Source organism: Erwinia sp. ErVv1 (assembly GCF_900068895.1).
Classification (GTDB): domain Bacteria; phylum Pseudomonadota; class Gammaproteobacteria; order Enterobacterales; family Enterobacteriaceae; genus Erwinia.
The window spans coordinates 440,620-461,977 of record NZ_CDPK01000003.1 but is presented as its reverse complement, the minus strand read 5'-3'; the positions used below and the strand labels follow the sequence as shown (position 1 = coordinate 461,977).

Genomic DNA, 21,358 nt, shown 5'->3' with positions numbered 1-21,358 from the left:
TGTGATTTAAATCTAAAGTTTTTTTCAACTTTTTTATAACAGGTGTTAAGAAGTCATCAGAATCTGCCGATAAATTGCCGCAGAACTATTCAAATCTGGTTTCAACATTCATCAGGAGAGGGATGTGAAAGAGGAAGATAACGAGCAGTACCTCAAACGCGGCCCGCTGGCCGTGCTGGGCGTCCTGAAAGATCTGGTCAAAAATCAGACCCCGGTAATGGTGACTCATCAACGCGGCCAGTTTATTACCCGGTTGCTGTGTGCGGATCGCGAAAGGTTTATTGTCGATTATGGCAGTAATGATTATGACAATCAGCTCGCCGCTGAGGCCCGGCTGCTGAATATGACGGCGGAAACCGCCGGGGCGAAAGTTGAATTTGCCGTTTCTCAACTAAGTATCACCAGCCATACCGGCCTGCCCGCCTTTACCTCCGGCCTGCCTGATGACCTGATGATGATTCAGCGCAGAGAGTTTTTTCGCGTAACCGCACCGCTCTCGCCGCTGTTCATCTGTTACGTGGGCTGGCCCGACGGTAGGGGACAGGGACGCCTCCGCCTGCAGGATATCTCGCTGGGGGGAATTAGCGTACTGGCAGAATGCCCGCTGCCGCCAGGTCTGGCAGAAGGTGAGCTGTTTAAGAACATGCGTCTGGAGATGGGGGAATATGGTCGCTTCGAGGTGGATGCCCGATTAGTGAACATTGGACAGCGCAGCGTGGTCGGCAGCAAAAATCAAACCGTTATCACGCCACGTTTAAGCTTTCGCTTCCAGAAACTTAGCGCCGACCAGGAACGTCAGCTCCAGCAGGTCATTTTCTCACTTGAGCGCCTGGCGCGCGATAAAGCGACCCGCTTTCAGTAGCTGTTATCACTCTGTCAGAGTTAAACCGGCGAGAGGATCCCCTTCCCGCCGGTCAACACAGGGTTCAAATAGTCCGGTAGGCGGTGGTGACTTTCCACAAATAACGCGGTGCCTGCGCAGCGGGATGCTTGCTCTGAACGTGATGATAGAACGCTTCCGGCGTCATCGCGTTGATCATGGCTATTGCCCGGTCGCGATCGGGAGAGAAGGTGCGCAGCAGCGCGCCAGCCCCGTTGGCATAGGAAACGATCGTCGCGTAACGCAGCGTTTCAGGGTCGCGAATGCCCGCCAGCGACTGATCCTGCAAAATTTTCAGATAGGCGGTACCGATATCAATATTTTTCACCGGATCGCGCAGCTCCGAACTGCTTGGCTGACCGCGACGCCCCTGGACGCGATAGACTTCACGGCCGGCCGTGGAGGCTTTAATCTGCATCAATCCAATGGCATTCGACTTACTGACTACCGTTGGATTGCCGCCCGATTCCACTGAAATGATGGCATCTACCAGCTTCTGATCGATTCCGTAGCTGTGGGCCGCATTCTCCGTAAAGATCGACCACGCCTGCGCCACCTTTTGCGGTGGGGCCTTGGTTAATGGTGTTTGCTGTACGGTGACGGTCTGTTTATGGGGTTTGCTGGCACAGCCTGCCAGCAGGAGCACCCCTGCGATTGCAACGTAGTTAACGCTTCTCACGTTTTTATTATCCTTTGCGCCTTAGCCTGCGACCTATCATACCCGCCGCTGACCTGTGGAAAATTACCGTAACTCTGAATTTGCCGGGTCAGAGGGTGACTTAGGACAGGCTTTTAGTCATTATCGGGTTATTGGACCCCCGGTCTGCCAAAAAAATCCACTGGAGTCAGTATAAAAAGCAAACATTATGCAGCGCAAGGCTCAAACCGACCGCCAGCGGTAAGCGTAGCACACTGAAATGCGCCATTTATTCCACCCGTTAGAGGATTAAAGTGAAGATTATGTCCGTTACTCCGCGTTCTTTTCATCTGATTGCCCCTTCCGGCTATTGCCTTAATCAGGATGCCGCCCATCTGGCCGTCGATCGGCTGCGTGCCCAGGGGCATCAGGTGAGCCAGACGGAGATTATTCCCCGACGCGATCGCCGTTTTGCCGGGACTGACGAAGAGCGCCTGCAGGATGTGAACGCTCTGGCAGCGCTGGCGACGCTGCCGGATATTGTGCTGGCGGTGCGCGGTGGCTATGGCGCGTCACGGCTTCTGCCCCACCTCGATTATCAGGGTCTGGCCGCACGTCTTCGGGAGCAGCCCGTTGCGCTTTGCGGCCATAGCGATTTCACCGCGATCCAGCTGGCCCTGCTGACCCACGGCGTAAAGAGCTTTAGCGGCCCGCTGCTGGCGGGTAATTTTGGTGCGGAGGTGCTCTCTGATTTCACCCTCGATCACTTCTGGCGGGCGCTGACCTCGCCAGAATTCACCCTGAGCTGGCAAACGCCACCGCAGGACGTTGACGTTAGCGGGACGGTATGGGGCGGAAATCTGGCGATGATAACCTCCCTCGTGGGCACCCCCTGGCTACCTGCCCTCTCTGACGGCATCCTGGTCATTGAAGATGTAAATGAGCATCCCTACAAGATTGAACGCATGCTGCTACAGCTGGCCCAGAGCGGCATTCTGGCCCGACAGAAAGCCATAGTGACCGGCAGTTTTACCGCTGCAAACCTGAGCGCATACGATAATGGCTACGACTTTGACAGCGTCTGGACGTTAATCCGGCAGATAACCGGCCTGCCGCTGGTTACCGGCCTCTCTTTTGGCCACGATCGCGATACCGTCACGCTACCCTTAGGCGCCCATGGCAATTTGAAAGTAGAAGGTAACCAGGCTTCGTTAAGGTTATCAGGGCACCCTACGCTGCGTTAACTTCCCGGAGCCCCTATGAAGCAGTTATATGAGGACCTCTGGGTTTCCACGCCGGAGTTGTCGGCCTGTGAGACAGAATCAGAGTGGATGATGCATGGGTTTCTGTTGCAGCATGAGCGAGGCAACATGCTGATCTCCCGCGTTGAGAATGCTGACGATCACCAGACGATTGCCGGTCTTGGCGGGATAATCCGTCATTATCTGAGTGGCTGGCAGGAGGCCGGCCCCGGTGCGCGACAGCTGCAACAGCGGTTTAATTCCGCCCTCTACTGCCATACCCGGGCGCTCGGTCCAGTAAGCGCCTTTGTTGAAGCCGATGATACCTTCAACCTGGCAGAGGTACACTGCGGCAGCTTCCACCTGGTTCCGACGCCGGGCCATACGCCAGGCAGTACCACCTATCTTTATGCCTCCCCCTTCGGCAAAACCTATCTGTTTGTCGGGGGCACGCTGGTACGGGATGGCAATCGCTGGGTGACGCTGCAGTTACCCGAGAGTAACGAGGCCGATTTGCATAAATCGCTGGAGTTCTACCGGGCGCTGCGGCCAGACGTGGTGTTGATGAGCGTGACACGGGGTCATCCGGGCTGGTGCGAGGTGACCGTACGTGAGTGGCTGGCACTGCTCGATGAAGCCGAGCACCAGCCGCGGGATTGTCGCCAGCGGGTTATCGAGTAGCCGGGCAGGTTTTTTAACTGACTGAGGGGTCAGGATTCTACGTTTCCGGTCGCATCGGTGCGCTGCAGGGTGACTGCACTGTTCTCCCGTTCACTGCTGCGGCTGCAGGGCACCAGCTTTTTGGCCCCTTCGAAGGAGAAAAATGTCTCCTGATCCGCTTTATTAACGATCATCTGATCGCCGTTTCGAAACAGCACAATCGACACCCGCGTACCGCTGTCGGTGCTCGACTGCTGCTGCCCTGCGGCAATCTGGAAATGATTACCCGGCCACATCAGGGTGGTCAGGCCATATTGTGCTTCGGTGACGGTCATGGTCTGACGACCAGGGCAGGTAATTTGAAACTCAGCGTTCATCGGTTGGGCATCTGGCGTGGCCCGCGCCGCAAAGGTGGCACTGACCAGCAGACAGCCCGCGGCGAAAATGCGAAACATGATCAGCGTTCTCCGGAAATTTTCTCACTTAACGCAAATACTATGAGGGAAAAGTCCGTCACATGACACTGTCCCCTTCGTGAAAAGGGACAAACCAGGAGTGTTCCTGGTTTGTCCGCACCCTCTACTTGTCCAGCGCGCTCATCTCTTTGATATCAGCCTGATTTACCGCCTGCTGCTTGCCGTTTTCATCGGTGTACAGCACCATACCGGTCGCTTTATCGACCTGCGGTTTACCCTGTACCACCAGCGTGCGCCCGTCGTTCATATGCAGAATATGATTGTTCGTACAGCCTGCAAGCAGCGTGCCGGCCATCAGAACGCTGGCCATTAACAGCATTTTTTTCATTTTTCATTTCCTGTTTATGCGTTATCCCACCTGTATCATAATTTGATTGAAGGATGGTTAAAATAACTGTATTTTTATACAGCACAGTTAACCAGGATAAGTACATGTTTGTTGAACTGATTTACGATAAGCGCAACGTAGCGGGTTTACCTAATGCTCAACAGATGATTCTGGACGAGCTTGAAAAACGCATCCAGCGGGTTTTTCCGGAGGCGGACGTCCGGGTCAAGCCGATGCAGGCTAACAGCGTGAAAACCGATGCCAGCAAAAGCGATAAGGCTGTCATGATGAGAGTCATTGAAGAGATGTTTGAAGAAGCCGATCAGTGGCTGGTAACAGGCGAATATTAACGAGCAGAAGAGGTGCGCGACGACAGCTAACTGACCCGGCCTGCCCTTCAGCATGCAGCAGCCCGGTTACCTGATTTCATTGAGTGCAGTGAGTCTTAGCACTCCGCTCAGCGCGGTTGGTCTTTGTTACGCTCAGCGATTTCCGCATAGATCAGGTCATAGACTTTTGCCGCATGGGCCGAGCTGTCACGAAGCATCTGAATCGCATCCTCTAAGGTATGCGGTTCCATCTGGCCGACAATACGCCATCCCAGCGCGATATTTTTTGCCTCTTCCAGCCGATCGGGGTGGTTTTCAACAGACGCAGCTTCTGACACATCATTCTCCTGATTTAAGTAATGGTCCTATTTTACGACCCTTTTCATCTGGCTCAACCCCTGATTTATTCTAATGGCCAGGCTGCCACTTTTATAAACGCCTCTGGCAGAAAAACCACACAATTTCCCCCTGAAACAGAAATTTCGTCCACTAAAAACGGATTATTCCTGGAGGGTGATTCCGTACTATTTCACTCTTCTGCTATGTTCGCCAACACTTTTTGCGCACCGCGGCTTTATTTGCTGCAAAAAAAAACCGCCCTGGAGGGGCGGTTAGGTTCAGGCTGTAGCACTCAGTTATAGTAAGGGAACTTGCGATCGGTACCGTTAATGTTGAGCGTAATGTAACCGCCCGGTGCGGTGCTGGCAGGTACCGCTGCATCCGCAGTCGCTAAGGTCACTACGCCATTTTCATTAGCCCCTATCCCTGCTAAACCATTATGCAGGCTGAGTCTTGCACTGGGGGTCACGGTACCCAACGTAGTGAGATCGGTCACCTCACTCAGGTCCGGGGTAAACAAGGAGCATTCACCGGAATCAAACCGCGTGGGGCCGGTGGAACGAAGATTAAACATGGTATCCCCGCTGCCGGCTTTGAGTTTTACCCATACCTCAACGATGTTTTCATAGCTGCGCTTATATTTGACATCAATCACCGACGTCGAGCCGCGATGAAACATATCCGCCCAGACTGAACTGACGCATCGCTGGAGGTTCAGCCAGGTCACCCCGGATGAAACAGCCTGCACCGGGCTGGCTGCCGTGCCCGCCGGGTTAGTATTCGTCAGTTTACCCACGAACTCCAGCGTCCACTGCTGATTGACTTTCGGGAAGACGAATTTGCCAATGCGGAACCATTTATCACTGTCCGAAATATTATTCAGCCGGTAGCCGCTGTACCAGCCGGCCTTCATGGAGCCGGTCATCGTGGTGCCAAAGTTCTCCTCCCGGCGCCAGCCGGATTCGTAGCCTGACAGCCAGCGGTCGCTGGTGGTATCTATGCTGACCTTTGCACCCGCCTGCAAATTAAGCTGACGAAACTGCACCCGACTGTTGTTCATTAACAGCGGATTAGCGCAATCCTCCACGCTTAATGCATCGACAATCCACTGCCCGTTAGTGAGATCGCCGGGGAACCGCGTATGCTCAATCCAGACGTTGTGAATGATCCCCTGGGTCATGCGTGGCATATACAGGGTGGCATCGCCATAGCCGGTCTGGAAGTTGGCATTACTCAGCTCAATTGCCGTTGCGTGATCCCAGACGCCGTTGGGCGAGTTAGACCAGCCCACTTCAAAAACCCGCGCATAGGTATTCTGGCTGTAGATTTGATCAAAGCGGGTATCCAGGGTGTCCAGCAGCTTGATGACGGTGCCGCCGTTATACTGCACGCGAAAGCAGCGGATATGCACGAACTCGCCCTCGATAGTGGTGTTTTCAAAAAATGGCTGCACGTTGGAGAGCATATCGGCGGTAATGGCCCCGCTGGTAGCGGTGATATCCGCGCTGGCCTGCCCGTTCCAGCTGATACCGCGAATAACGGTGCGCCGGGCATTGACCTTAAACACCGTATTGATCGACTTATCAGAGATAATTACCGTGCCCGGAGACACGCCGTAAGGGCTGTCGTCACCATAAAGCGCAAAATAAGGTATTTCGCTGGCCGAAAGGTCGATGGGCGAAATCAAAAATTTCCCCGGCGGAAAACGCACGCCAATATCTTTTGCGTTGATATCGTAGCTCTGCGACCAGCTAAACATCCGCCTGAAGGCGTCGCCGTCATCGGTTACGCCGTCGCCGCGTGCGCCAAAGTGATAGAGATTCACCTGCACGGGATCGTTAATAATACGCTTCCAGTAAAAGCTGCTGCCCTTCGCCACCGTTCCGCCGTCATCAGTCAGCGTGGTGGTGCCCAGAAAGCCGACAAAGTCGCCGCCGCCGTGAAATGACGAGTCTTTGTCGTAATAGCGTTTCAGGGCGGCGATGTCGCCAGCTTTCGTCGGTGCAGTGGTGCGCAGATCGGCAAAGCAGTTCACTTCGATCATAAAAACCTCCAGATAAAAGGAATAGTCGTGCAAGGGGTGCCCACGGGGGCAGGTTTTGGGAACAGATGGAACGCGGTGAAACGAGGAGTATCAGTGATGACAGTCGAGCTTTTGACGCTCATCAGCCAGCGTGCGCTGGCGAACAAACTGCGCCATCACCGCCATGGCGACCATAAACGCGCCAATCAGGCCAAGATAATTTGGGGGGATAACGCTCTTAACGTCAGCGGGCAGCATCTGCCAGGCCTGCATGGCAGAATCGGGAAATGAGTGAACCCATGCGCTTATCGCGGAGCCAAGTGAAGCCAGCCACACCGACCAGGTTTTAAACAGCAGCCTGGCATGCAGTACAAACTCCACTGAGCTGTAGCGACGAATCACCAACAGCAGCAGCAGCGCAATCACTACGCCGCTCAGATAAAGGGAAAATTTCATAGCAGCCCCCGATAGCTTTCATAGCTGCCGCTGCGCATCACGTCCGCGTGTCGCTTCGCTCTGGCGGGTGTCTGCCTGGCCCACAGGCTGTTTAACATACCATCAGCAGCGGACGAAAAGTCTCCTCGGGCAATGGCGGCAAGCGTATTACTGAAGCCGCTCAGGCCCTCCACTCCCATCTGATAAGCCATACTGTAAAGAATGTCTGAACGCGCGTCGTTACACTGATCCAGCGCACTGGCCAGCAGGGGACGTTGCTGCATCGCAAAAATCTTCCCCTCAACCAGCGTTTGCATCCACAGTTCACCGACCTGTCGGGGAACCTTGAAGATATAGCTGGTCAGAGAGGCGCCTTTCGGACCGATTTTGATGCCACAACCTACGGTGGGATAGCCTAACGAATCGATAAACGGTTCGTCCCGGTAGCCCTCTTCATACTTCAAAATGGAGACAATCTGGCTCATGATGAACCCCCTCTTTAACGTGAAAGATAACCGGTAGCATTTTTCGGGCACCTGTATCGGCGCGTTCAGGCTGTTAAAGAGCGGGATAATACGGCGCATCATTTTACGGGCAAGAAAAATAATGCGTTATACGCATATTAGGATGCCCCTTAAAAATGCGCAAGGCGCTTTGCGTGATACGCATAAAAAAGGTGTAATAACCCGATGAAACCTGGAGAAAGAATCAGACAGCTTCGTAAAGCTAATAACATGACCCTGCATGAGCTTGCCCTGCGGGTTGAAAGTGACGTGGGTAACCTGTCCCGCCTTGAGCGTGGCCGGCAGGGTTACAGTGATGCGTTGCTACAAAAAATTGCCGATGCCCTCACCGTGCCCGTTTCTGAGCTATTCTCATCAGGAGAACTAAACAATACTGGGGTTTTATCCAGTGTTGATTCGTTAACCAGCGTGAGGAGAGGTGATGTGTATCGTGTTGATGTTCTTGATTTTGCCGCCAGCGAAGGCGTGGATCCACCCGCCAGAGAAGTGGTAGAAGTCATTAAATCCATTGAATATGTCAGAAATGAGGCAAGCGTAATTTTTGGCAATAAACCGGAAGCGTACGTTAAATTAATCAATGTTCGTGGCGACAGTATGGAAGGCACTATTGAGCCAGGCGATCTGATTTTTGTTGATGTCAGCGTGTCATCCTTTGACGGGGATGGCATATACGTTTTCGACTTCAACGGAGACACTTTTGTTAAGCGTTTACAGAAAGTTAAAACGGAACTTTATGTCATATCCGACAATCCCCGTTATAAAGAGTGGACCATATCTCATCACGAAATGGCGATGTTGAACGTAGCGGGTCGCGTGTTGCTGAGTCAGTCACAGCAGTTCCGGCGCCATGGTTAACCCCCCACAGAGGTCCCGGTAAACGGGCCTCTTTATATTCCCACCAACATATGCGCTTGACGCATATCAATTCAGCTTCCAGGCTTATCTTACCTTCACCCTAAAAGAGAGCTTGCCGATGAACTCACGCCAACGCCGCGCACTGCGCTACAAAGAAAATTGTAAACGGCTCGACAGAAAAATGACGCAGGCGCTAACCGGATGCTCGCCCCGGGTTTATAAAGCCCTGTCTCTGCCTCCGCCGGAAAAATAAAAAAAACCTGTCGCCAGCAGGCTGCGGCGACAGGATAAGGTTTTAATCAGGGCTATTTATGCTGCCTGAATACGGCAAATACCACCGCAACGTTGCCGCTGGCGCGGTATACCGCGGCGCAGATCAGCAAATTAATGGTGATAATTGCCCATGACGTATGTTCATAATGATCGAAAAAGAAGCGGAAAGGCACCGACGCGTAGGCCAGAATCATCAGATAAGCGAGCCAGGATGCCCATTTTTGGTATGAAGACCCCTCTCTGCGGAAGGACATTAGCCGTAGCACAATCGCCATACAGATCGCCACATTGGCAATGACCAACGGATCACTTATTACCATGATATCCTCCTCGCCAGCGAGCCAGCCAGATAACCGGATTCTGTTGATTAATAAAGGTCAGGGTTTTAATCGCCAGTGCCGAGAGCAGAATGGCCCCCAGCCCATCCAGCGGACGATCGCTGTAACCCAGGATCTGTGCCAGCTTTGCGCCCGCCAGCCCTGACCCAAACACCCCTACGATCATTGAAACCAAAAAGTAGGCGGCACGCACCAGAAGTCGCATATCAGATGCGCTGGCGACATAAAAAACCGCGCCCGCAAAAGCGCCAAACAGCACGCTGTAGTTGACCAACCCCGGATGACTTTCCAGGCCCGTTCCCGCGACCGCAGCCGCGCCAGTACCAACTGCTATCAAATGCCCGATCATACTGCCCCCCTTGTTACTGCAATGCCCTGGTTGCCAGAGATAAGTACCCCGTTCGGCGTCGTTATGGTAACGACTTAAGGCTGTCATCTGACAAAACGCTTACGGGACAGGAACGTCACGCTACGCCAGCTTTATCAGTTCGACGAATGGTTAGGAAATGTGTAATAAGGCCAGATGTGGTATATAAAGTAAGCGTCAGGTGAGTGGCCTGCGCGTTCTTAATTAGCATGCTTTTAATGTAGATCGATAATTGCGTACGCGTGAGCGTGAGAAACTGATAATTTTAACCCGTTGTTCCCGCTTGAAATCATGCCCTGAAACTCAGACCGGGGATCATTGTGATGTCGCATCCGGCGATTAAGAATGGATGAGTCATCAACCGGTTCCCCTGCCCCACCACGCGGGGGGGTATATCCACAATCTGAAGGATGAAACGTACGGATTGAGAAAATAAGGAGAGGAGATGGAGATAAGACTGGCCTCACCCGATGAGGCAAACGCGCTCTGGCGCATCCGTAACCTTGCCATCCGTTATGGATGCAAAGACGTTTACGGCGCATCAACGATCGGTGCCTGGACGCCCGATGCCATGCCCGCCGGTTTCCCACGCACCATTGCAGACAATCCCTTCTATGTCATCGATGCGCCCGGGGGGCGGATTCCGGTTGCCACCGGCTTTCTGGATCTGAAACAGCAGAGCGTGGAAGCGATTTTTACGCTGCCGGACTTTATGGGCCGAGGGCTGGCCGGTCGCATTTTGCAGGCGATCAAAGATGAAGCCCTGAAAAGGGGAATACGCAGGCTGACGCTCGATTCAACGCCGAATGCCTGTACTTTTTATCAGCGGCATGGGTTTCGCGTGGTGCGTGAAGGTATCTATCACTCTCCGACGGCAGGCGAATTGAGCAGCGTGGAGATGGCGTGCGACCTGACGGAGTGAGGCGTTAGCAGCAGGATAAAAATTTAGATTAAAGTTTCCGTAATTCAAACCGATGTAGATTCTACTTATCCTTAACGCTGACATGATGCTGTGTATTTCATCAAACCCATCGAGTTCGCTCTGCTTACCCTCACTCTGGTCTACTGCTTTGCCATGTCCTCATGGTTCTGGTAATCAGATAAAGGCTGAGTGGGGATTATATCGCGCTGACAGGCGTAATAGCGGATATCCGTGACTCAACCGTAACGGATATCCGTGGTTTCACTTGATTAACCATGGCTCTGTTATTCCTGCTTACCCTTATCCTCAAGCGTTAATACCTCCCGAATCTCAGTGCGCAACAGCCTGATATTTCCCCAGCTCTCACTTCGGGTGCGCCCAGCGACAGCTAAAAACTCATCCATGCTCATCCCCCGCTCCTCACGGGTTTCGGCCGCCACGGTACTAAAACGCTCAAACATCTCTTCCTTAACGTCCGCATCGCCAAACCAGCCATCCAGCCATCGCCGCAGCGATTTTGAATCGCCGCTGGCTCTTTTCTGCACGACTCGAGCCCGCTTAGGCGGAAGTACCACCACAACTTCCGGCTGTTCCACGTCATCCGCAGCCCACAGATGGGCATACTTCGACTCCAGCAGGGTATATTCAGCCTTATCGCCGAAAGCCGCTGCGGCGCAGGCCCATACTTTAATGCCGCTGCTTCTGATCATGTCGGCCTTGGCTACAGGGTATTCAGAAGCCGGATAAGGCTGCACAGCGTGCGCGCCTGACGTGCTGCCCTTTCCGGCGGCCATCCGGTACTGTCCAACGATGATCAGGATCTCCCTGAGTTTTTCCTCAGAAACCACCAGCGTCCTGGAGCCAGCGGAGTTTTGCTTAACCTCAGCCTCAGCAATCAGCTCCATCAACCGTCGGGCCCGGGTAGCGTCAAACCTGAGAATGGAATCATTACGGGTAAGTTTTTTTTTACCCATCGCCTTTACGGCTTTTAGTCGCGCCCTGACAATGCTTACCGCGAGGTTACCGTACTCATGCGAAAGTGCCAGGGCGGTTGTCGCGGCAATATCGCCCGTTCGCACCATGGCTAACAACTCTTCATCACAGGCTAAAAGCGTGAGATGCCGACTGATATCGCTCCTGGAGCGGTTAACGCGCCTGGCTATTTCCGTGTTGCTCAGACCAAGGTTATGCAGCCTTAGGTAAGCGACCGCCCGCTCCAGTACGCTCAATGGTTTACTCTGGATGCGGGACAGCATCAGGACCAGACGATCGGCTTCCGTCCCGCTCAGGTCTTCACAGGCAAGATGCGTTATATTGAAGCCCGCCTCAATGGCCATTACTGCCCCATAATAGCGATGATGCCCATCAACGATCTTCACCCCTTTTGCAGTAGCCTGTACGGACAATGGCGGCACAGGTTCCCCGGCAAGAAAAGCGTCGCGAAAAACCTGAATCTGATCCCAGTCAATGTCACGAATGTTATAACCCGGCTCAGCATAGAGTTCGGCAATGGGCACCAGCCAGGTTGGGACCGCACTGGCTTTCAGACCATGCGGGTCAGAAGATTTATACAGCTGAGAAAGTGTTGTCATTTGCTTACCGTCTCCAAAAAAGAGTTAACATCAGCGGCGCAATCAACACGCAGGACGTACGGCTATCGTGACAGGAAAGTCATTTCAGGAACCTGTATTCGCTGCCCTGTTTATCACCACGGACCGGTAATTGAGGTTTTACGTCGCAACTGCCTGCAGCTGAGCGATCGCGCCCACGTCACCACGACGATTGCATTGTTATCCGCAATGCCTGGGCACGGCCTGCGGCTTAACAGCTGGGTAGAAAAGCCGCAGCCAGACCCTTTTCACGCCGGTGAAGCACGCAAGATATGGCCTGGGGGAATACAGCCAAACAGCGGTGATATTTCTATTCTGGACTGCAATTCAGCCCGATGCCTGCTGCTGCTGCGCGGGTCAGGTGGAATGGATAGCTGACGCAGCTATCCCCTTTTTGAAGGGAAAAGGCCTGAAGCGGGCTACGTTAACCTTGTCGTGCGGGCTCAACCAGAAGAGGACGGATGTGAAAAAAGGAGAAAAGAGTAATAAAAAAAACTGCCGGGAGGGTAAAGACCCAGCAGCTGAACTTCCCACGATAATCGTGATAAGAAAATGCATAAAGACAGAATGTCAGACGTTATTTAACAACCTAATAAGCCGGTCAACGCGTTTAAGTTCAGGCCAAAAATTTCTATAGCATGAACGACATGATTTTTGTGAAAATGATTTGAAAGCTTTGTTTTCTCACTAGCCTTTGTCAATCAGGATTTCCGCAGATACGTCCAGCGCCTGCGCGATGCGCACAAGGCTCGAAAGGCTAATATTACGCTTGCCGTTCTCAACCTCACTCAGATAGCTTCTGTCCATATGTGCCAGGTGGCTGAGGTCCAGCTGACTCAGCCCTTTTCGTCGCCTGAGCTGACGTATCATCACGCCCACTCTCAGCAGCAGAGATTTGTACATAGGGTTTTCCAAATTTAACATTCACTGAGAATATTTAAGGCAAAACCTGATTAAGTACGACAATCTTTAATCAATCAAATCGCTATTACAGCAAGCCAAATCAAAGTGATAACGGGTCGCAATTAACGACAGGGAGTCTGGAAGAAGATTAACCCTCCAGAATATTACTGAACCGCTTTTCTGAAACCCGCTCCTCTGATTCAGCTTGCACAGTATGATAGTGATATGGCTTGCCCGGATCGGTACTTGCCCGCCTGACTTTACCATAGTCTTTCAGCCAATCCGTGTAGACGGCCAGCAAATCATCAACATCCCTGTGCGGCGGGACATGGCAAAGAAAGAGCTGAGCATCATGCTTCGTTAAGTGATGAATATACAAATCCTTTTTAGGTAGAACGCTCTCTTCTTCATAATATTCAACAACCTTAATATGGTTAAATTCAACCAAAGGCCAGCGTGATAAAAGTGAGAAAAACTGCATTTTTTCCATTTCAGCCCCCAGACGACTTGAGATATTATTTGAGAATTTCCTTATAAAGAAATTAATAATAAGTGGTACTGTATTTACTGGTTACTTTATTATGCGTTATACAGATGGTAAACATGGAGTTTATCACTAAGGTTTATTTTTTAGTGACGGTCCCTTTTTATGACAGACATGTAATCACTTTCAACCCATCACAGGAGAACCTGTAGACTATATACTACACCCCGCCTTAGCAATCCTTACCCGCTCCCAATTTGAGCAACAATACAGCAAGATCCCGATAAAGTGGCTTTCATCAGTGTAATATGCTAAAAAAAGCTGCCTGGAAGCGCCATTGACACCATAAAACCCTATAAAATCTAAATAACTCACCTAATAAGTTTTTTAACCTAAACACTGCCTGGCACTATATTTTAAAATGGCCTGAGATTTATTAGTGATATAGTCAACACCGTGACTTATATCATTTCAAAGTGAGTGCGAAAATTAGTTAAACAAATAAGAAGTAAACCGTTCTGCATATAGCCTGGGTGTTGAGGAGGTCGATTATGGAGAGTTTCCGGGGAGATTTTTTGAGACTACTACTAGAAATGAGAACTAATACCACATGGAGGAATGCTGTACAGCTTAAGGGAGCAACTACTAACTGATCCGTAAGCAGGCTCAGGGGGTCTCTGCATTATAAAAGTATTTATACAAATAGTTAAAGGATAGCTATTTAAGGCTTAATTTCTAAAGAGAGCTGAAAGGTACATCAAATCCGCTCAAAGCGCCTCATGGAAGTACAGCCTGTGAACTCAGCAAAGCGGATTTAAGCGATAAGCGCAAAAACAGGCTCCCCCCTCCTGAATACGCTTATGACTACCCTCTTGAAGTGCTTATGACAACCCTGAAGTCATCATGTACAATACGCCATCGATAATCTCACGAGTGGGAATACACTTAAGTGCACTTTCACCTTCTTTAATATTACTGAAATCAGCATAATCCGATGCATACAAAACATGATGATTGGCATTATCCTGCTGAGGGATACTTGCACCTGGCGACCTTATTAGAAATAGGCTAACTGTTTTTGTTTTCAATGCAGTGGCGATATGTAAACACCCCGTATCGGGTGTGACCAGTACAGTGAAATTATTGATAATTTCGGCTAACTGCGAAATACTAGTCGCACCAATATGATTAGTTAATCTGGCTTTACAATTCTCGTTTATTTTCTGAGTGAAACTTTCACCTAATGACTTCTCCTGAGTGGACCCGATAAGATGGAATTCACAACCAGGATACGTTGCATTTATTTCCGATACCATATCAACAGCAACTTCCTCTGGAAAAAATCTATTTTTACCAGAAGCACCTAACTGAATCCCCACGGAAAGGCTCTCTGTTTTCTTCGGCGGCAATGGATAAGGAAAAAACATTTCTGTATTATTATTAGTAATGCCAATTTTCTCTATCAGTTCGAGATCGTTCATTACTGGCGGCTTCTCCCCCCCTATAACGACTGCATCACAAACATCAATCAGTACTTTTTTTTCATTACCGAAATAGTGTTTGAGTATGCATTTAGTATCGGCCACTGTTAATGCTATGATATCATAAGGTAATTTTGAGTGAAAAATGATCCCCAGATCAGGTTTCATTGTGCGTAAAATTTTACCCATTCTTATAGCTTCTTTGAATGAGTCTCCCATGAAAAGAACTTCATCTATATAGGGATTATCACCTATCAAGTCTGAGTTTTGCTGACTGGTTATTACAGTTATTTTAGCGGATGGATTCTTTTCACGCAATGCTCTGATTGCAGGCGTACAAAAGAGAAAGTCACCCAGCCTTTTATTATTTATTATCACAATACTTTGAGCCATTGCTGCTTCTCTCTCAGTGATAATAGACCTGGGTTTTTTCCGGACCAGGTTTAGAACCCAACCTAAAACCACCATTTTTTTCTCAAAACTTGACATTTAAATCCCGGCCTGATTGAACAAAGTGCTGGATATATAACATTACGTAAAGAGCAGTGAAGCATCGCCTATGGAAGGGTTCGATTTTCCCTGAAAGGGATCCGAGCCGAACATCATAACTTTCTGCTACACACGAATATTACTTCTTTATATCCAGAATTTCATCACTCAATTTGCATTCAGTGCAAACGAAGTGAGTCCCGGTCTTTTGAAATGCCCCAAACTCAAGGGTTTCGACCCCGGTTATCATGAGTAGTACAACAGAAAGGCGCATACTTGCAGGTTGTCTTTCACTCCCAGGCGCGTTCATTCTTAACGAGTAATTTCTCTCACAGACATACTAAATTCCTTTTTATCAACCTGAACCCCATATATGCTCACCTGACATTCCATGCCTCTAAGGCATAAGCAGATTTACTCAAATTTATGAGTGACTTCAAGCGGCATCCCCTCTTTTTGATTTGAAAAAATCAAAGGCTATTAAAAGTATTTCCTGCTGGCAGATTTTCATGGTTCTATAAAAGCATTTGAAACGTGAAAAAATCACTCCTGTTCAAATGGCATTATCAAAGATATGTTACAACACAGTAGCCAAAGCAACCTGAGGAAAGCAAGGTTTCGATGGCTTACCAGTACGCAGTGGCGCTATGTACTTAACAAAACGCTTTTGATTACGCAGCTGTCTTGATGACTCATGTCACCAGCGACTCGTATAGTCGTTATGACCTCTTAGCCGCTGAATATCTGGCGCATACTAAATAACTGCGCTTAATACCGCTTCACTTTCGTTAGCCCGTGTTTGTTGCCAGGGAAAGGTGAAGCGACTTCCATAAATTGTCTGACATTATTCAATAATTGCCACATTGTTTTGCAGCGATGATTGCGCGTGACGGTTTCGTGCAAGGCCAACCATAAGAGCTCTATTTTGTTTATCCACGGAGAGTAAATTGGCTGATAAATAACAATAAATTTCGGATTATCCTTCAACCATTTCAACGTTTTTTTGCTCTTGTGAATGATGTAATTATCAACGATTAGCGTAATTGTTTTTGCACTGCGGTATGTGCTTTTCAACTTACGTAAAATATTGATAAATAAACCTGAGTTCTTACTTGTCCCGCTGACGTAGTCCACCCGGCCAGTTCCCGCATGAAGGGCTCCTGCAAGGTAATGCTTTTCATTTTTTCCCGGCGTAGGTATACGTTTTTGCTGCCCTTTTTTCTGCCAGTCAGCGCCGATTTTGGGATTCAAATCGATATCCACTTCATCCTCGTAAAAGACCGGATGGTCAGCGCAGTTTTTTTCTAATGCTTCATCAATCGCTGCCAGTTTTTCCTCTTTGTGAGGATCGCGAATATGCAGTGTCGGAGCCGCTCTTCGCCAGACAATTCCCGCCCCGGGTAACCAACGGCGAACTGAGCCAGGATGCAACGTTGAGTTAAATAACTTATTAAGTCCAATCGTTAACATCTCGGTGCTCCACCGTGACCGCAGATACCCGAAGTCCTGAGGAGAGCGCTGAATCAGTAAATCAAGCATGCGCAACATCGCTTCCACTGGCCACTTTTTTTGACGTCCGGCCGGAAGACTTTTTAGACCTTCGATACCAAATAATGTGAACCAGTTAATCCAGCGACCGACAGAGGAACGCGCTGCACACAGGGTTTTAGCGACATAACTGAGCGATTCACCACGATGCAACATCAGCATGGCCATAAGGCGTCTGGAATGGTTTTTATCTGTTGTTTTATGGACAATTTTTTCCATCTGGCGTCTTTCATTATTGGGTATCGGTGCTATGATCGGCATAACTCAGTCCGGTTGTGATGATTTGTGATGTTTGGCGATTGATCAGATCGCTCAAACCGGATTGAGTTCCCTTCAGTGATCTACTATTAAGCGCAGTTATTTAGTATCCATCAAGGCAATCCGTTATAGCCGACAGGCTGGTTGATAAGAAACATGAGGGTAAGAAATTCAGAAGGGGTTTAGCCGGAGTTGTACAGAAGACTTTGATCCGGCTTAATGGATAGCGGGAGCAGAACGCCCCCGCCGATCGGCACACTTACATGTGCTGAATCATAGCATCGCCGAACTCTGACGATTTCAGCAGCTTAGCGCCGTCCATCAGACGCTCAAAATCGTAGGTGACGGTTTTGGCGGCAATAGCCCCTTCCATACCTTTGATAATCAGGTCTGCGGCTTCGGTCCAGCCCATATGACGCAGCATCATTTCCGCTGACAGAATAACGGAACCTGGGTTCACTTTATCCTGACCGGCATACTTAGGTGCCGTGCCGTGGGTCGCTTCAAACAGCGCGCATTCGTCGCCAATGTTCGCACCAGGCGCAATACCGATGCCGCCTACCTGCGCCGCCAGGGCATCAGAAATGTAGTCACCGTTCAGGTTCATACAGGCAATCACATCGTACTCGGCCGGGCGTAACAGGATCTGCTGCAGGAACGCATCGGCGATCACGTCTTTAACAACGATCTCTTTACCGGTGTTTGGATTCTTAATTTTCATCCACGGACCACCGTCAATCAGCTCGCCGCCGAATGCTTCTTTCGCCAGCTGGTATCCCCAGTCTTTGAAAGCGCCTTCGGTGAACTTCATGATGTTGCCCTTGTGCACCAGCGTCACGGAGTCGCGATCGTTAGCGATCGCGTACTCGATCGCCGCACGCACCAGGCGCTTAGTCCCCTCTTCTGAGCACGGCTTCACGCCGATACCACACTGTTCTGGGAAGCGAATTTTGTTAACGCCCATTTCGTCGCGCAGGAACTTGATCACTTTATCCGCTTCGGCAGAACCCGCCTTCCACTCGATACCGGCATAAATATCTTCAGCGTTCTCGCGGAAAATCACCATATCCGTGTCTTCCGGGCGTTTAACCGGGCTTGGCGTACCGGTGTAATAGCGCACCGGACGCAGGCAGATGTAGAGATCAAGCTGCTGGCGCAGTGCCACGTTCAGTGAACGAATACCGCCGCCGACCGGGGTGGTCAGAGGGCCTTTGATTGCCACGCGATACTCTTTAATCAGATCCAGCGTCTCTTCCGGCAGCCAGACGTCCTGGCCATAGAGCGCGACCGATTTTTCGCCGGTGTAAATTTCCATCCAGGAGATTTTACGGTCACCGTTATAAGCTTTCTGTACAGCGGCATCGACCACTTTGATCATTACGGGTGACACATCAATGCCAATACCATCACCTTCAATAAACGGGATGATTGGGTTGTTTGGTACGTTCAGTTTTCCCTGATCCAGGGTGATTTTCTGACCTTCCGCCGGAACAACTACTTTGCTTTCCATTAACCTCTCCTTCGAACGCTTTTTTGTTAATGATTTGTAAGATGCGCGTCAATACTACTTGAATATTGACGTCGCGCCAATCATCTCGGGTTTGCGGTATAATGCGCTCATTATCACTCAGTGCAAAGACTATGCGTAAATCTTCCCTTATGAATCACCGCGTTAAACGCCCCTCCGCGCCCGCTGCCGCTAAGGGGCCCCGACGTATCATAATTTTTAACAAACCCTTCGACGTGCTGCCTCAGTTCACCGACGAAGCGGGCCGCGGCACGCTAAAGGATTTTATTCCGGTGGCTGACGTCTACGCGGCGGGTCGCCTGGATCGTGACAGCGAGGGCCTGATGGTGCTGACTAACGACGGGCCGCTTCAGGCCAGGCTAACACAGCCGGGAAAACGAACCGGTAAAATTTATTTTGTCCAGGTCGAAGGCGATCCCAGCGATGACGATCTCCGGCCGCTGCGAAATGGCGTGCTGCTGAAAGATGGCCCCACGCTGCCTGCTCAGGTGGCGCGGGTGCAGGAGCCAGAGTGGCTGTGGCCGCGCAATCCGCCCATTCGCGAGCGCAAAGCAATCCCCACCCGCTGGCTTAAGATTACCCTTTTTGAAGGGCGTAACCGTCAGGTCCGGAGAATGACGGCGCATATTGGCTTCCCGACGCTGCGTCTGATACGTTTTGCCATGGGCCCGCTACAGTTGCAGGACCTTGCTCCCGGCGAATGGCGCGATATCACCGACGCGTGTTCGCTGTGAGTTATCACTCTTTTCAAGGAGGCAGGCATGTTTAAACCGCACGTTACCGTAGCCACCGTGGTGCAGGCTGAAGGTCAGTATCTGGTGGTGGAAGAGATGGTGCGCGGTCGCGCCACCTGGAACCAGCCGGCAGGCCATCTCGAAGCTAATGAGACGCTGCTTCAGGCTGCCGCGCGCGAACTCTATGAGGAAACCGGCATTGAGGGCGTTCCTCAGGCTTTTCTCCGTCTGCATCAGTGGATCGCGCCCGATAATACGCCGTTTTTACGTTTTTTATTCGCGCTGGATTTACCGAAAGTGCTGCCCACCTATCCGCAGGATCGCGATATTGACCGCTGCTGGTGGCTGCCTGCCGAAGAAATTCTGAGCGCGAAAAAGCTGCGTTCTCCGCTGGTTGCAGAAAGCATTCTTATTTATCAGCAGGGTACGCGCTATCCGCTAGAGGTGCTGAGCGCCTTCCAGTGGCCGTTTAGCGAGGATGCGCCCGCCCCGGACGCGTGGTAAACTACGCCGCAATTTTACGGGGCGCTTTTCCATCGCCACTAACGTCAGGTATTTCTCATGTCTCAAAGCCAGAAAAAAGTGATCGTCGGCATGTCCGGCGGCGTCGACTCCTCCGTTTCTGCCTGGTTACTGCAACAGCAGGGTTACCAGGTCGAAGGCCTGTTTATGAAAAACTGGGAGGAGGACGACGGTGAGGAATACTGCACCGCCGCAGAGGATCTGGCTGATGCACAGGCGGTCTGTGACAAACTGGGCATGGTGCTGCACACCGTAAACTTTGCCGCAGAGTACTGGGACAACGTTTTTGAACTCTTCCTGGAGGAGTATAAGGCGGGCCGCACCCCTAACCCCGACATTCTCTGCAATAAAGAGATCAAATTTAAAGCCTTCCTCGAGCATGCCGCAGAAGATTTGGGTGCGGACTACATCGCCACCGGTCACTACGTGCGGCGTCAGGACGTTGACGGTAAAAGCCGCCTGCTGCGGGGGCTGGACGACAATAAAGACCAGAGCTACTTCCTCTACACGCTTAGCCACCAGCAGATTGCGCAGAGCCTGTTCCCGGTAGGCGAACTCTCCAAGCCGGAGGTGCGCCGTCTGGCGGAACAGCTGGAGCTGGTGACAGCGGCGAAAAAAGACTCTACCGGCATCTGCTTTATCGGGGAGCGTAAATTCCGCGATTTCCTCGGCCGCTATCTGCCCGCACAGCCGGGTGCCATTGTCACCACCGAAGGCGAAACGGTCGGCGAGCATCAGGGACTGATGTACCATACCCTCGGTCAGCGTAAAGGCCTGGGGATTGGCGGCACCCGCGAGGGCAGCGAAGATCCCTGGTATGTGGTGGACAAAGACGTGGCGAATAACCTGCTGGTGGTTGCGCAGGGCCATGAGCATCCCCGCCTGATGTCGCTGGGGCTTGTCGCACAGCAGCTGCACTGGGTTGACCGCGAGACGTTACGCGCGCCGCTGCGCTGCACGGTGAAAACGCGTTATCGTCAGGCCGATATTGCCTGTACGGTCACCCCGCTGGGTGACGATCGTCTGGAAGTTCGCTTCGACCAGCCGGTCGCCGCGGTGACGCCAGGCCAGTCAGCCGTATTTTATCTTGATGAAATTTGCCTGGGCGGCGGTATTATCGAAGCGCGCCTGCCGCTGCTATAACGGCTTTGCGGCGACAATATGCTGCCCGACG

At 51.2% G+C, this 21,358-nt stretch carries 24 protein-coding genes; 9 read left to right on the top strand and 15 right to left on the bottom strand.

Features of this window, described 5'->3' with window-relative positions; translation table 11 throughout:
- Positions 1–124: 124 nt before the first annotated feature.
- A complete protein-coding gene (locus A1830_RS06380) occupies positions 125–862 on the top strand; it encodes a flagellar brake protein (protein ID WP_067703338.1) in 738 nt (245 codons plus the stop codon).
- A 64-nt stretch (positions 863–926) separates the two neighbouring features.
- On the opposite strand, the gene emtA is transcribed toward A1830_RS06380, so the two are convergent.
- On the bottom strand, positions 927–1,559 hold the full coding sequence (gene emtA / locus A1830_RS06375; RefSeq protein WP_067703336.1) for a membrane-bound lytic murein transglycosylase EmtA: 633 nt from the start codon (positions 1,557–1,559) through the stop codon (positions 927–929).
- A 281-nt stretch (positions 1,560–1,840) separates the two neighbouring features.
- On the opposite strand from emtA, the gene ldcA reads away from it, so the two are divergent.
- Complete coding sequence (ldcA, locus tag A1830_RS06370; RefSeq protein ID WP_067703334.1) at positions 1,841–2,761, top strand: muramoyltetrapeptide carboxypeptidase; 921 nt, start codon at positions 1,841–1,843, stop codon at positions 2,759–2,761.
- A 15-nt stretch (positions 2,762–2,776) separates the two neighbouring features.
- Positions 2,777–3,439, top strand: a complete 663-nt coding sequence (locus A1830_RS06365) for an MBL fold metallo-hydrolase (protein WP_067703332.1) — start codon at positions 2,777–2,779, stop codon at positions 3,437–3,439.
- 29 nt (positions 3,440–3,468) lie between these two features.
- Here the strand turns inward: A1830_RS06365 and A1830_RS06360 are convergent, their stop codons facing one another.
- Both A1830_RS06360 and A1830_RS06355 read right to left on the bottom strand, forming a co-directional pair.
- The gene (locus tag A1830_RS06360; RefSeq protein ID WP_067703329.1) at positions 3,469–3,873 is read right to left on the bottom strand and encodes a hypothetical protein; all 405 of its coding nucleotides are present in this window, start codon (positions 3,871–3,873) and stop codon (positions 3,469–3,471) included.
- 124 nt (positions 3,874–3,997) lie between these two features.
- Positions 3,998–4,222: a YgdI/YgdR family lipoprotein gene (locus tag A1830_RS06355; RefSeq protein ID WP_067703328.1), complete on the bottom strand. Its 225-nt coding sequence runs from the start codon at positions 4,220–4,222 to the stop codon at positions 3,998–4,000.
- Positions 4,223–4,326: 104 nt separating this feature from the next.
- On the opposite strand from A1830_RS06355, the gene A1830_RS06350 reads away from it, so the two are divergent.
- On the top strand, positions 4,327–4,572 hold the full coding sequence (locus tag A1830_RS06350; RefSeq protein ID WP_067703323.1) for a DinI-like family protein: 246 nt from the start codon (positions 4,327–4,329) through the stop codon (positions 4,570–4,572).
- Between the two features lie 107 nt (positions 4,573–4,679).
- Here the strand turns inward: A1830_RS06350 and A1830_RS06345 are convergent, their stop codons facing one another.
- The 4 genes from A1830_RS06345 to A1830_RS06330 all read right to left on the bottom strand — a co-directional run bounded on the left by A1830_RS06345 (position 4,680) and on the right by A1830_RS06330 (position 7,833).
- Positions 4,680–4,889 carry a hypothetical protein gene (locus A1830_RS06345; protein ID WP_067703321.1) on the bottom strand — a complete coding sequence of 70 codons (210 nt, stop codon included), beginning with the start codon at positions 4,887–4,889 and terminating at the stop codon, positions 4,680–4,682.
- 293 nt (positions 4,890–5,182) lie between these two features.
- A complete protein-coding gene (locus A1830_RS06340; RefSeq protein WP_067703318.1) occupies positions 5,183–6,934 on the bottom strand; it encodes a pectate lyase family protein in 1,752 nt (583 codons plus the stop codon).
- Positions 6,935–7,024: 90 nt separating this feature from the next.
- Positions 7,025–7,369 carry a DUF7940 domain-containing protein gene (locus tag A1830_RS06335; RefSeq protein WP_067703316.1) on the bottom strand — a complete coding sequence of 115 codons (345 nt, stop codon included), beginning with the start codon at positions 7,367–7,369 and terminating at the stop codon, positions 7,025–7,027.
- Complete coding sequence (locus tag A1830_RS06330) at positions 7,366–7,833, bottom strand: glycoside hydrolase family protein (RefSeq protein WP_067703314.1); 468 nt, start codon at positions 7,831–7,833, stop codon at positions 7,366–7,368. Before A1830_RS06330 ends, A1830_RS06335 begins: the two co-directional genes overlap by 4 nt.
- A 204-nt stretch (positions 7,834–8,037) precedes the next feature.
- On the opposite strand from A1830_RS06330, the gene A1830_RS06325 reads away from it, so the two are divergent.
- The gene (locus A1830_RS06325; protein ID WP_067703311.1) at positions 8,038–8,727 is read left to right on the top strand and encodes an XRE family transcriptional regulator; all 690 of its coding nucleotides are present in this window, start codon (positions 8,038–8,040) and stop codon (positions 8,725–8,727) included.
- 305 nt (positions 8,728–9,032) lie between these two features.
- Here the strand turns inward: A1830_RS06325 and A1830_RS06320 are convergent, their stop codons facing one another.
- Both A1830_RS06320 and A1830_RS06315 read right to left on the bottom strand, forming a co-directional pair.
- Positions 9,033–9,320 (bottom strand): phage holin family protein, encoded by a 288-nt coding sequence (locus tag A1830_RS06320; RefSeq protein ID WP_067703308.1) that lies wholly within the window; start codon positions 9,318–9,320, stop codon positions 9,033–9,035.
- The gene (locus A1830_RS06315; RefSeq protein WP_073980964.1) at positions 9,307–9,687 is read right to left on the bottom strand and encodes a putative holin; all 381 of its coding nucleotides are present in this window, start codon (positions 9,685–9,687) and stop codon (positions 9,307–9,309) included. Before A1830_RS06315 ends, A1830_RS06320 begins: the two co-directional genes overlap by 14 nt.
- 463 nt (positions 9,688–10,150) lie before the next feature.
- On the opposite strand from A1830_RS06315, the gene A1830_RS06310 reads away from it, so the two are divergent.
- Complete coding sequence (locus A1830_RS06310) at positions 10,151–10,627, top strand: GNAT family N-acetyltransferase (protein ID WP_067703305.1); 477 nt, start codon at positions 10,151–10,153, stop codon at positions 10,625–10,627.
- A 284-nt stretch (positions 10,628–10,911) separates the two neighbouring features.
- Here A1830_RS06310 and A1830_RS06305 read toward each other — a convergent pair whose 3' ends face one another.
- The 6 genes from A1830_RS06305 to icd all read right to left on the bottom strand — a co-directional run bounded on the left by A1830_RS06305 (position 10,912) and on the right by icd (position 18,910).
- Positions 10,912–12,219 (bottom strand): ParB/RepB/Spo0J family partition protein, encoded by a 1,308-nt coding sequence (locus A1830_RS06305; RefSeq protein WP_067703303.1) that lies wholly within the window; start codon positions 12,217–12,219, stop codon positions 10,912–10,914.
- A gap of 705 nt (positions 12,220–12,924) precedes the next feature.
- A complete protein-coding gene (locus A1830_RS06295; protein ID WP_082804104.1) occupies positions 12,925–13,140 on the bottom strand; it encodes a helix-turn-helix domain-containing protein in 216 nt (71 codons plus the stop codon).
- Positions 13,141–13,288: 148 nt separating this feature from the next.
- Positions 13,289–13,630, bottom strand: coding sequence for a hypothetical protein (locus tag A1830_RS06290; protein ID WP_067703294.1), 342 nt, complete (start codon positions 13,628–13,630; stop codon positions 13,289–13,291).
- Positions 13,631–14,505: 875 nt separating this feature from the next.
- Positions 14,506–15,594 carry a glycosyltransferase family 9 protein gene (locus tag A1830_RS06285; protein WP_067703292.1) on the bottom strand — a complete coding sequence of 363 codons (1,089 nt, stop codon included), beginning with the start codon at positions 15,592–15,594 and terminating at the stop codon, positions 14,506–14,508.
- Between the two features lie 768 nt (positions 15,595–16,362).
- Positions 16,363–17,403: an IS630 family transposase gene (locus tag A1830_RS06280; RefSeq protein WP_067703290.1), complete on the bottom strand. Its 1,041-nt coding sequence runs from the start codon at positions 17,401–17,403 to the stop codon at positions 16,363–16,365.
- Positions 17,404–17,659: 256 nt separating this feature from the next.
- On the bottom strand, positions 17,660–18,910 hold the full coding sequence (icd, locus tag A1830_RS06275) for an NADP-dependent isocitrate dehydrogenase (protein ID WP_067703287.1): 1,251 nt from the start codon (positions 18,908–18,910) through the stop codon (positions 17,660–17,662).
- A 101-nt stretch (positions 18,911–19,011) separates the two neighbouring features.
- On the opposite strand from icd, the gene rluE reads away from it, so the two are divergent.
- From rluE to mnmA, 3 genes are read left to right on the top strand one after another with little or no spacing between them, the layout of a single operon-like run.
- Complete coding sequence (rluE, locus tag A1830_RS06270; RefSeq protein WP_073980963.1) at positions 19,012–19,662, top strand: 23S rRNA pseudouridine(2457) synthase RluE; 651 nt, start codon at positions 19,012–19,014, stop codon at positions 19,660–19,662.
- A gap of 27 nt (positions 19,663–19,689) precedes the next feature.
- Positions 19,690–20,166 carry an NUDIX domain-containing protein gene (locus A1830_RS06265; RefSeq protein WP_067703283.1) on the top strand — a complete coding sequence of 159 codons (477 nt, stop codon included), beginning with the start codon at positions 19,690–19,692 and terminating at the stop codon, positions 20,164–20,166.
- A gap of 57 nt (positions 20,167–20,223) precedes the next feature.
- Positions 20,224–21,327 (top strand): tRNA 2-thiouridine(34) synthase MnmA, encoded by a 1,104-nt coding sequence (mnmA, locus tag A1830_RS06260; RefSeq protein WP_067703280.1) that lies wholly within the window; start codon positions 20,224–20,226, stop codon positions 21,325–21,327.
- Positions 21,328–21,358: the final 31 nt, after the last annotated feature.